A 10,624-nucleotide genomic window follows, 5' to 3' on the forward strand; every position below is an offset into this window, starting at 1 on the left:
ACCGATTACCTCGACGCCATTCTCGCCGTTAAAATCCGTTAACCCGGATTCGGAGCCCTGGATTCGGGGGGTGCGTCCGACGTGCGGCTCCCCCTTGCCCGGAACGCTTCGGCAGCGGCGGGCAAGATGAACACGGATTTCACGGATCTGGCATTCCGGAGCGACCGCTGTCGGGACAGTCCGGGGCGTCGCCGAGTTCAAGAAAAATCCGTGTAATCCGTGTTCAAATCCGTGACATCCGTGTTCCTCTTGTCCTCTGACCGGGCAGCCTTTCCGTCCGCCGTGACCCCGTCGAAAATTCGTCAAAAAAGGGCTTGCGAGGCAGGGGGCTTCTGAGTATGTTGCGCGCCTCGACGCCGACGGCCTGCCGCCGACGCCGGGACAGATGGTGGATAAGGCGCCCGTAGCTCAGCTGGATAGAGCATCAGACTACGAATCTGAGGGTCAGGAGTTCGAATCTCTTCGGGCGCGCCATCCTCCAAAAAAACCGGATACTTACGATCAGGCGGCCTTTCGGCCGCCTTTCGTGTTTTCAGGCCTTGCGCGGCTCTGCCGGACAGGATCGGGCGGAGCCGCGGCCCCGCCCATCCTTCACCGAAGACGCCTGACGCTACGCGCGCCGGATTTCAGCCAGGAAGCCGCCGACATCGTCCTTCAGCAGTTCCGCCTGCCGGTTCATCAGCTCCGCCGCCTCCAGCACATCGGCGGCGACGGCGCGCGACTGATCCACCGTCCGGGCAAGGTCGGAGATGCTGGCGGAGATGCGGTTGGCGGCGGTCGACACCTCCTGAACGTTGCGGGCGATCTCGTTGGTCGCCGCCCCCTGCTCCTCCACCGCGGCGACGATACCGGTGGTGACGCCGTTCATCTGCCGGATCACCGTGGACACCGACCGCACGCCCTCGACCGCGTCCTGGGTCATGTTCTGGATGCGGGCGATCCGGTCGGTGATGTCCTGCGTCGCGCGCGCCGTCTGCGTGGCCAGTCCCTTGACCTCGCTGGCGACGACGGCGAAGCCCTTGCCGGCCTCGCCGGCGCGGGCCGCCTCGATGGTGGCGTTCAGCGCCAGCAGGTTGGTCTGGCCGGCGATGTCGCCGATCAGGGTGACGATGGCGCCGATCGCCTCGCTGGCGGCGGCCAGCTCGACGATGATGCCGTCCGTCCGCTCCGTCCGCTCGATGGCGTCCTGCGAGATGGTGGCGGATTCCGCCATGCGCCGGCTGATCTCGCCGATGGAGGCCGACAGCTCCTGGGCCGCCGCGGCCACCGTCTCGACGCCGGCCGAAGCCTCGTGGGCGGCGGCGGCGACGGCGCCGCTGTCTCCCGCCGACTGTTCCGAAATCCGCGTCACCGCCGCCGAGGTGCCCATCAGATGGGACGCCGCACTCTCCACCGAGTCCAGGCTGGTGCCGACCCGGCCGCTGAAATCGCCGCACAGCCGGTCGACCGCCGTGGTGCGCGCCGCCGCCGCCGCCTGGGCGGCGATCTGCGCCTGGACCATCTCGGCATGCTGGCGCCCGTTGTCGCGCAGCACCAGCAGCGCCTGCTGCATCCGGCCGATCTCGTCGCCGCGTCCGTCGTTCGCCAGCGCGACCTCGTAATCGCGATGGGCCAGCCGGTCGATCGCCACGGTCAGGGCCTGGATCGGCCCGGTCACCCGGCGCCGCACGAACACCAGCCCTGCGACCGACAGCCCGACGGCCAGCAGCAGGATGGCGGACTGGATCATCAGCTGGCGCTGGGACTGTGCGGCCTTCCAGTCGGCGTGGGCGACCATCTCCTCCAGCGCGGCGTTGACCAGCGCGTTGAGCGGCGCCTGGTCGGCGGCTTCGCGCTTCACCCAGGCCTCCGCGGTGATGTCCGGCTTGCCGCCGGTGGACAGCGCGTCGAGGACGATCTTGCGCCGGGCGCCGCCGGTCTCGAAGAATTTGCTTTTCGCGGCCTCGACGGCCTCGACGATGCGCTTGGGCGTGTCGGGACGCTTCGCCGCATCGGCGATGAGGGTCCAGGCCGTGTCGATCCGGCCGCGCTCCTCCGCCGCCGTCAGGATTTCCGCCTGGGTCCAGGGCCGCCCTTCGCCGATGGCGGCGCTGGCCGACAGGATTTCCGTGGATGTGCGCAGCCGGACGACCCAGGCGGCGCGCTTCAGGGCCAGAAGCTGGTCGGTGGTCGGATCGACCAGGGCCATGCCGGCATCGACGGCATCGGTCGCCGCCTGCACCGCAGCCAGATACGCATCGGCAACCTTCGGCCATGAGTCGACGGTGGTCCGGTCGCGCGTGGCCTTGGGCGTACGCAGCGCGCTGTCCACCCGTCCCCGCAGCGCGTTCAGGGCGTCGTGGCTCGACCGGATCGCCGTCGCGTATGATCCGAATCTGATTGGGTCCAGCCGGTCGAGTGCCGCCATGCCGGGGGCGAAGGCGGCTTCGGCCTTGCCCCGCAGCTCGGCCACCGATTTCGCCGCAGCCTCATCGGCCACCGTCTCCGCCCGCAGCGGGACCAGGGTGGTGGCGCGCTCCAGCCGCACCGAGCGCAGCGCCTCGTAAAGCTGCTGGCTAGTCGCGGCAAGCATGGCGACGCGGCTCGCGTCACGCTCGTTGCGCGCCGCATCGACGAGACCCGAGATGCTGGTGAAGACCGCGAGCATCCCGATCGTGCCGATCACCACGCTGAGAACCGCTTTGAGCGAGGTTTTTCGAAGCTGAATCATAAGCGGATCACACTTCATCGATGTTGATGCAGATAACGGTTGGCCGGAAGCAGGACCCGCATCTTTGGTTGAAGTCTGCTCTTGAGTTCGCAGATATTTTTTGTGGATTTTGAATGGACGGATGATCTTGATCATCATTCAGACGGCGCATCGTTGAGAAATCATTAACAAAACGCCCGTTTCCACCGGCGGAGCTTCGCCGTGCCGGGAGCGTCTGCATGCTGGGACTTGGCAACGACTTGTTCATAGAACGATATTGCGCAAAAAAGAGCGGCAGTGTTGACGTGCCTGGAAGGCATTGTTGCCAATTCGGCAGCGCAGGCGCGGCGGAATCCGCCGGCCGGCCGGCAGCAAGCCCGGTTGCGATTTTTTCGAAGAAAAGCGCTTGCGGGTCCGGGGGCTTCTGAGTATGTTGCGCGCCTCGACGCCGACGGCTTGGCCGCCGACGCCGGGACGGAAGGATACACAGCGCGCCCGTAGCTCAGCTGGATAGAGCATCAGACTACGAATCTGAGGGTCAGGAGTTCGAATCTCTTCGGGCGCGCCATCCTTACCAAATCATCGGTCGAAAGACCGTGACCGACATGCAAGGCCGCCTCCGGGCGGCCTTTGTCGTATCAAGAACCTCGTCGCTCTGGCGCAAGCCCCGGTGGCTCCTCTACACTCATGACCCGCACCACTGGATGCATGGCCATGCCCCGCAGCGACTTCTATCCGCCCATCGACCCGTTCCAAACCGGCACCATCGCCGTCGACGGGATCCACACGGTCTATTGGGAGCAGGCGGGCAACCCGCGCGGCGTGCCGGTGATGTTCCTGCATGGCGGTCCGGGGGCCGGCGCCTCGCCCACCCACCGCCGCTTCTTCGATCCTGCCCATTACCGCATCATCGTGATGGACCAGCGCGGGGCCGGCCGCTCCACCCCGCTGGGCGAAACGCGCGAGAACACCACCGAACGGCTGGTCGAGGACGTCGAGACCCTGCGCCGCCATCTCGGCATCGAGCGCTGGCACCTGTTCGGCGGCTCCTGGGGGTCGACGCTGGCGCTGGCCTATGCCGAAACCCACCCCGACCGCTGCCTGGGCCTGATCCTGCGCGGCATCTTCCTGATGCGGAAGAGCGAGATCGACTGGTTCCTCTATTCGATGCGCGTCCTCTTCCCCGAAGCCTGGGCCGCCTTCACCGCCCATATCCCGGAGGACGAGCGCGGCGACCTGCTGGAGGCCTACTGGAAGCGCCTCGACTCGCCCGACCCGATGGTGCGCATGGCGGCGGCGCGGGTGTGGAGCATCTATGAGGGCAGCTGCTCGTCCCTGCTGCCGTCGCCCGACCTGATCGCCGCCAGCGGCGAGGACCGCCACGCCCTGGGGCTGGCGCGGATCGAGGCGCATTACTTCCGCTCCAACCGCTTCACGCCGGAGGACAGGCTGCTGCGCGACGTCCACCGCATCCGCCATCTGCCGGCGGTGATCGTCCAGGGCCGCTACGACGTCGTCTGCCCGGTCGTCTCCGCCGACGAGCTGCACCGCGCCTGGCCGGAGGCCGACTACCGCATCGTCCCCGACGCCGGCCACTCCGCCATGGAACCCGGCATCCGCGCCGCCCTGATCCAGGCGACGGAGCGCTTCAAGGAGTACCGGTGAGATCCTCCCTCTCCCGCCCCGGGAGAGGGAAGGGGCCCATGCAGAGCATGGGAAGGGTGAGGGAGTATCCAAGGAGCCGGAAGCGCATGGTTTCTTGCCTCACCCCTCACCCTCCCCACTTTGTGGGTCCCCTCCCTTGTATCTGGAAACCACCCTCTCCCGGGACGGGAGAGGGCTTTAACTTCCGTTCCTCCCACCCCACACTCTGCCGATGCCTGAACTTCCCGAAGTCGAGACGGTGTGCCGGGGCCTCGCCCCGCATCTCGAAGGCCGGCGGCTGGTCCGTGTGGAGCAGCGGCGGCCGAACCTGCGCACCCCCTTTCCGCCGCGCTTCTGCGAAAGGCTGACCGGGCGTGTGGTCCAGTCGGTGCGGCGGCGCGCCAAATACATCCTGATGCATCTCGACGACGGCGGCGTGCTGATCGCCCATCTCGGCATGTCCGGCCGCATGATCATCGCGCCGGAACGCCCCGATGCCTTCGACAAGCACGACCATGTCGTGTTCGAGACCGATGCCGGGACCATCGTCACCTTCAACGACGCCCGCCGCTTCGGCCTGATGGACCTGACGGTGGCCGACGCGCTGGGCGACCACCCGATGCTGCGCAACCTGGGACCCGAACCGCTCGGCAACGAATTCTCCGGTCCCGACCTCGCCCGCCGGCTGGCCGGGAAGCTCACTCCCATCAAGGCCGCCCTGCTCGACCAGAGCATCGTCGCGGGCCTCGGCAACATCTATGTGTCGGAGGCGCTGTTCCAGTCCGGCATCCTCCCCACCCGCAGCGCCGCCAGCCTGACCGCCGACGAGGTCGACCGCCTCGCCGCCGCGGTGCGCGCGGTGCTGGAGCGCGCCATCGCCGCCGGCGGCTCCTCGCTGCGCGACTACCGGCAGGCATCGGGGGAGTTGGGCTACTTCCAGCACCAGTTCGCCGTCTACGACCGGGAGGGCGAGGGCTGCCCCGGCTGCGACTGCGACCGCGGCCGGACGGGGGGCGTTCAGCGGATTGTACAGTCGGGCCGCTCGACTTTCTTTTGTGCGGCGCGCCAACGGTGATATAGCTGGGGGATGACGGCTCTACCGGCCATGCTCCGGGCGGCGTCCGCCGCTTTCCTCCTTGCCGGCCCCGCGGTCGCGGGCCTGGGGAGCTTCCTCATTCCCATTCCTCAGGCTGCCGCGGCCCAACTGGCCGCTGCCGAGTCCGGACCCTTCGTCCCCGGCACCGCCGATGTTCCGGTGATGCCGGGACTGGCGTCCGCCGAATCGGAGCCGCTGGTCTTCGACAAGCCGGGCGGGCGCATCGTCCAGGCCGTGCTGTCGGGGCAGGTGCCGCGACAGGCGGTGCTGGCCTTCTACGACCAGACCCTGCCGCAGCTGGGCTGGCGCCGCACCGCCGACCGCGTCTTCGTCCGCGATGGCGAGGAGCTGCGGCTGGAATTCCCGCAAGCCGACCAAAAGGCCGCCCAGCAGGCAAAGCCCGCCGCCGCAACCGCCGTCCGCTTCACTTTGACGCCGCGCTGACTGCGGGCACGCCCGTCATACTCGCGGGACCCTACGGTCGAACACCCCAACAACCACGAGTCCCGGAAGCAACCGGGCTCGCCCCATCGGGAGAGTGCTGCAGCCATGTCCGCAACCATGTCCTTTGAAACCATCCTCGTCGAGACCCGCGGCCCGGTCGCGCTGATCACGCTGAACCGTCCGAAGGCGCTGAACGCGCTCTGCGACCAGCTGGTGACCGAGCTGGGCCAGGCGCTCGACGCCTTCGAGGCCGACGGCGCCATCGGCGCCATCGTCGTCACCGGGTCGGAGCGCGCCTTCGCCGCCGGCGCCGACATCAAGGAGATGGCCGGCTTCTCCTATATGGATGTCTACAATTCCAACTTCATCACCGCGAAGTGGGAGCGGCTGGCCAAGTGCCGCAAGCCGACCATCGCCGCGGTCGCCGGCTTCGCGCTCGGCGGCGGCTGCGAGCTGGCGATGATGGCCGACTTCATCCTGGCCGCCGACACCGCCAAGTTCGGCCAGCCCGAGGTCACCATCGGCACCATCCCCGGCGCCGGCGGTACCCAGCGCCTGACCCGCTTCGTCGGCAAGTCCAAGGCGATGGAGATGGTGCTGACCGGCCGGATGATCGACGCCGCCGAGGCCGAGCGCTGCGGCCTCGTCTCCCGCGTCGTCCCGGCCGCCGAGCTGGTCGAGGAAGCGGTGAAGGTCGCCACCAAGATCGCTTCGCTGTCGCAGCCGGTCGTCGCCATGGCCAAGGAGTCGGTCAACGCCGCCTACGAGACGACGCTGGCCGAGGGCGTCCGCTTCGAGCGCCGCCTGTTCCATTCGACCTTCGCCACCGAAGACCAGAAGGAAGGCATGGCCGCCTTCGCCGAGAAGCGCCAGGCGACCTGGAAGAACCGCTGAGTCGCCGCTCCGGCACCGGGCCGGCGTTGACTCTGCCGTCTGCTCCTTCCCCTGCATCTTGCGGGGGATGGAGCAGATCCCATCAAGATGTCGTTCAACTACGATTAGTCAAAATCATCGGCCGTCCACGCCTTGACTCGCGGTGCTCTGCCGCGTATAAGGCGCGCTCGCATCACGACAGCCGTGTCGTTCGGAGTAGGGTTTACATGGCCAATCATAAGTCCGCTGAAAAGCGCATTCGTCAGACCGAGCGTCGCACGGAAGTCAACCGTGCCCGCATCAGCCGCATCCGTTCCTTCGTCAAGAAGGTCGAGGGCGCGATCCAGAGCGGCGACAAGTCCGCCGCCGCCGACGCGTTCAAGTCCGCTCAGCCGGAGCTGATGCGCGGCGTGTCCAAGGGCGTGCTGCACAAGAACACTGTGTCGCGCAAGCTGTCGCGTCTGTCGGCCGCGATCAAGGCTCTCTGATAGAGCCTTCATACGCTGCTTTCAAAAAGCCGCGCCCGTGACTCGGGGCGCGGCTTTTTGCGTTTTAAATAAAGATGCGGGTAAACGGCAATTGTCTTAGATTGTCCTTAGAATCGCGTATGAGATTCGGGATCGGTCTTGCGGTCGATGCGAACGTTTTTATCTTTTTGAGCCGTTCGCCATCTGTCCCATTGCCAGATTTCCTGGGCGTCGCTAGAATTTTGCTCCATTCGGCCGGGCTAATAGGAGTGATGCAACACTCTGTGGCTGGCTGAACACAGCAGTGAAATACTGAAGGTCTTACGCCGGATCAGGGCTTGTTGAGTCCCGGTCGATCGCACGATCTTCTTTTACTTACAAGCTGTCGCGCCTGGGGCGGGATTTACGATCCCGTCGACTCCGGCGCGTGCTTTTTGGATATGGTGTTCCGTTCGGTTTACCTTGCCCGGCGTTTCCTTGGCGGAGACTTCCTGGCTGGAGCGGACGGGCGGCCAATCCGGTTCGGGGGCCGGTTTCGAGGGCCGGTTGCGGGGCGATCCCGCGCCGCCACGGCGGTGGGGCCGGTCGGCGGAAGGAGCGGGAGTAAGGGAGCATGTCGGTCGGCGTGTCGTTGGATCAGCAGTGGGCGCGCATTCGCGGACGCCTGAAGGAAGAGGTGGGCGAGATCGCCTATCGGAGCTGGCTTCAGCCGCTGTCCGTCGCCAGCCTGGTCGGCGGCGAGGTGCGCATCGTCGTGCCCACGCGCTTCATGCGCGACTGGGTGCTGACCCACTATGCCGACCGCATCCGCGCCCTGTGGTCCGGCGAGAATCCGGAGGTGCAGTCGATCGACGTCATCGTCGCCTCGACCAACCCGCCGGCGGCGCTGGTCGCCGACAACGACGACATCGACGACGACCGCGCCTCTCCGGCGCCGCGCGGCCCGTCTCCCCATCCGGCCTCCCGGCCGGCTCCCCGCCCGGCCCCGCCGTCGGGGGCATCCGCGCGCCCGTCCGGGTCCGGCGAACCGGCGTCCTACTACGGCAACGCGTCCCAGGCGGCCTCCACCGTCTACACCTCGGCCTCCTATGGCGGGGCGTCGGACGAATCGCCGAACGCCGTCCCGGCGATCCTCGAGGACCGCTCCGACCTGTCGGCGGCGCTCGACCCGCGCTTCACCTTCGAGAATTTCGTCGTCGGCAAGCCGAACGAGCTGGCCCACGCCGCCGCGCGGCGCGTCGCCGACGCCACCACCGTGACCTTCAACCCGCTGTTCCTCTATGGCGGGGTAGGCCTGGGCAAGACCCACCTGATGCATGCGCTGGCCTGGCAGATCCGCAAGAACGACCCGAACCGCAAGGTGCTCTACCTGTCGGCCGAGAAGTTCATGTACCAATTCATCCGGGCGCTGCGCTTCAAGGACACGATGGCCTTCAAGCAGCAGTTCCGCTCGGTCGACGTGCTGATGATCGACGACGTCCAGTTCATCAGCGGCAAGGACTCGACGCAGGAGGAGTTCTTCCACACCTTCAACGCGCTGGTCGACCAGAACCGCCAGGTCATCATCTCCGCCGACAAGAGCCCGTCCGACCTGGAGGGGATGGAGGAGCGGCTGCGCTCCCGCCTCGGCTGGGGGCTGGTCGCCGACATCCACCCGACCACCTACGAGCTGCGGCTCGGCATCCTCCAGGCCAAGGCCGACGCGCTCCAGGCGACCATTCCGCTGAAGGTGCTGGAGTTCCTCGCCCACAAGATCACGTCCAACGTGCGCGAGCTGGAAGGAGCGCTGAACCGCATCGTCGCCCATGCCGAGCTGGTCGGCCGCTCCATCTCGCTGGAGACGACGCAGGAGGTGCTGCACGACCTGCTGCGCGCCAACGACCGCCGCGTCACCATCGACGAGATCCAGAAGCGGGTGGCGGAGCATTACAACATCCGCGTCGCCGACATGCATTCGGCCCGCCGCGCCCGCGCGGTGGCCCGCCCGCGCCAGATCGCCATGTATCTGGCCAAGCAGCTGACCGCCCGCTCCCTGCCGGAGATCGGCCGCAAGTTCGGCGGCCGTGATCACACCACGGTGATGCATGCGGTCAAGAAGGTGGACGAGCTGCGCGCCACCGATCCGTCCTTCGCCGAAGACGTCGAGCTGCTGCGGCGCATGCTGGAAAGCTGAAGACCGGCCGGTTCGCCGGTCCCGCTGTCTTTCTATGCTGTCTCTATACCGCTATGCCATCGCATTGTGAAGTCTGCTAAGGTCCGCGCGCATGGACTCTTTGCCGACGACACGGGTGTGCTGGTGGAAACGACTATTCTTGTCGCCGACGATTCGAATTTCTTTCGCGAACTGATCCGGGAAGAACTGGAGAGCAGCGGTTACCGCGTTCTGCTTGCCAAGGACGGCGGGCAGGCGCTCGCCCTCTACCGCAGCCACGACATCCACATCGTCATCACCGACCTGGAGATGCCGGTGATGACGGGGATGGAACTGTGCTGGCACATCCGGGCGGCGGACGACCAGCACCGCACCTTCACCATCCTGATGACCGGCGACAGCGAGACCGCCCGGCGGGTCGAGGCCTTCGAGGCCGGCGCCGACGAGTTCCTGGCCAAGCCCATCGACCTGCCGATGCTGCGCGCCCGCGTGCGGGCCGGCGAGCGCATCACCGGCATGCACCGGGTGATGGTGGAAATGCTGAACACCGATTACCTGACCGGGGTGGCGAACCGCCGCCATTTCATGGGCCGGCTGGAACGGGCCTGCCGCGCCGCGAAGGAGACCGGCTCGCCGCTGGCGATCGCGATGTTCGACATCGACCATTTCAAGGCGATCAACGACACCCACGGCCATGGCAACGGCGACCTCGCGCTGAAGCGCTTCGCCGACAACTGCGCCGCCCAGGTGCCCGCCGGCGGCTTCCTCGGCCGGCTCGGCGGGGAGGAGTTCTGCCTGTGCCTGCCTGCCGGCGACCTCGAATCGGCGCTGGCGCGCGTGGAGGAGATCCGCCGCTCCACCGCCGCCCTGTCGGTGGAGACCGAGACCGGCAGCGGTTTTTCCTTCACCGTCAGCATCGGCATATGCCTGGACCGGGACACCCTCTCGGTCACCGATCTGCTGGCCCAGGCCGACGAGGCGCTCTATTTCGCCAAGCGCAGCGGCCGCAACCGCACCGTCCTGCGCGGTGCCGAGGGCGTGGTCGTGAAGGCGAGCTTCTACGTCATGTGACGGCTCTCGAGATCCCCTCTCCCCCCCGGGGAGAGGGTTAGGGTGAGGGGGGCGCGCGGCGAGGATCCTCAAGCCTCGCCCACTTCCGGCCCCCGCCAAAGCCACGCAATGCATCCCCCTCACCCCGACCCTCTCCCCGCTTTCGGCGGACCGAAGGTCCGCCTGTCGCGTCAGCGCAAACGAAGTTT

Annotated in this window: 8 protein-coding genes and 2 tRNA genes; 9 read left to right on the forward strand and 1 reads right to left on the reverse strand. The window is 67.1% G+C overall.

Annotated features, from left to right (window positions below; all coding sequences use genetic code 11):
• Window positions 1-397 precede the first annotated feature (397 nt).
• Window positions 398-474, forward strand: a tRNA-Arg gene (locus tag JHL17_RS08475).
• Window positions 475-610: 136 nt separating this feature from the next.
• Here JHL17_RS08475 and JHL17_RS08480 read toward each other — a convergent pair.
• A complete protein-coding gene (locus JHL17_RS08480; protein WP_200192027.1) occupies window positions 611-2,710 on the reverse strand; it encodes a methyl-accepting chemotaxis protein in 2,100 nt (699 codons plus the stop codon).
• Between the two features lie 470 nt (window positions 2,711-3,180).
• Between JHL17_RS08480 and JHL17_RS08485 the strand changes: the two genes are divergently transcribed.
• The 8 genes from JHL17_RS08485 (at window position 3,181) to JHL17_RS08520 (ending at window position 10,436) form a co-directional block, all read left to right on the forward strand.
• Window positions 3,181-3,257 (forward strand) — tRNA-Arg (locus JHL17_RS08485).
• A 146-nt stretch (window positions 3,258-3,403) separates the two neighbouring features.
• A complete protein-coding gene (gene pip / locus JHL17_RS08490) occupies window positions 3,404-4,354 on the forward strand; it encodes a prolyl aminopeptidase (protein ID WP_200192029.1) in 951 nt (316 codons plus the stop codon).
• A 211-nt stretch (window positions 4,355-4,565) separates the two neighbouring features.
• The gene (gene mutM, locus JHL17_RS08495; RefSeq protein ID WP_200192031.1) at window positions 4,566-5,408 is read left to right on the forward strand and encodes a bifunctional DNA-formamidopyrimidine glycosylase/DNA-(apurinic or apyrimidinic site) lyase; all 843 of its coding nucleotides are present in this window, start codon (window positions 4,566-4,568) and stop codon (window positions 5,406-5,408) included.
• 12 nt (window positions 5,409-5,420) lie between these two features.
• Window positions 5,421-5,873, forward strand: a complete 453-nt coding sequence (locus JHL17_RS08500) for a hypothetical protein (RefSeq protein WP_200192033.1) — start codon at window positions 5,421-5,423, stop codon at window positions 5,871-5,873.
• 117 nt (window positions 5,874-5,990) lie between these two features.
• Complete coding sequence (locus JHL17_RS08505; protein WP_200192039.1) at window positions 5,991-6,767, forward strand: enoyl-CoA hydratase; 777 nt, start codon at window positions 5,991-5,993, stop codon at window positions 6,765-6,767.
• 206 nt (window positions 6,768-6,973) lie between these two features.
• Window positions 6,974-7,234, forward strand: a complete 261-nt coding sequence (gene rpsT / locus JHL17_RS08510; protein ID WP_044549314.1) for a 30S ribosomal protein S20 — start codon at window positions 6,974-6,976, stop codon at window positions 7,232-7,234.
• Between the two features lie 592 nt (window positions 7,235-7,826).
• A complete protein-coding gene (gene dnaA, locus JHL17_RS08515; protein ID WP_200192035.1) occupies window positions 7,827-9,386 on the forward strand; it encodes a chromosomal replication initiator protein DnaA in 1,560 nt (519 codons plus the stop codon).
• A gap of 123 nt (window positions 9,387-9,509) precedes the next feature.
• On the forward strand, window positions 9,510-10,436 hold the full coding sequence (locus tag JHL17_RS08520; RefSeq protein WP_200192037.1) for a diguanylate cyclase: 927 nt from the start codon (window positions 9,510-9,512) through the stop codon (window positions 10,434-10,436).
• The last annotated feature ends 188 nt before the right edge of the window (window positions 10,437-10,624 follow it).

Origin of the sequence: Azospirillum endophyticum, from assembly GCF_016595245.1 — a bacterium.
GTDB lineage: Bacteria > Pseudomonadota > Alphaproteobacteria > Azospirillales > Azospirillaceae > Azospirillum > Azospirillum endophyticum.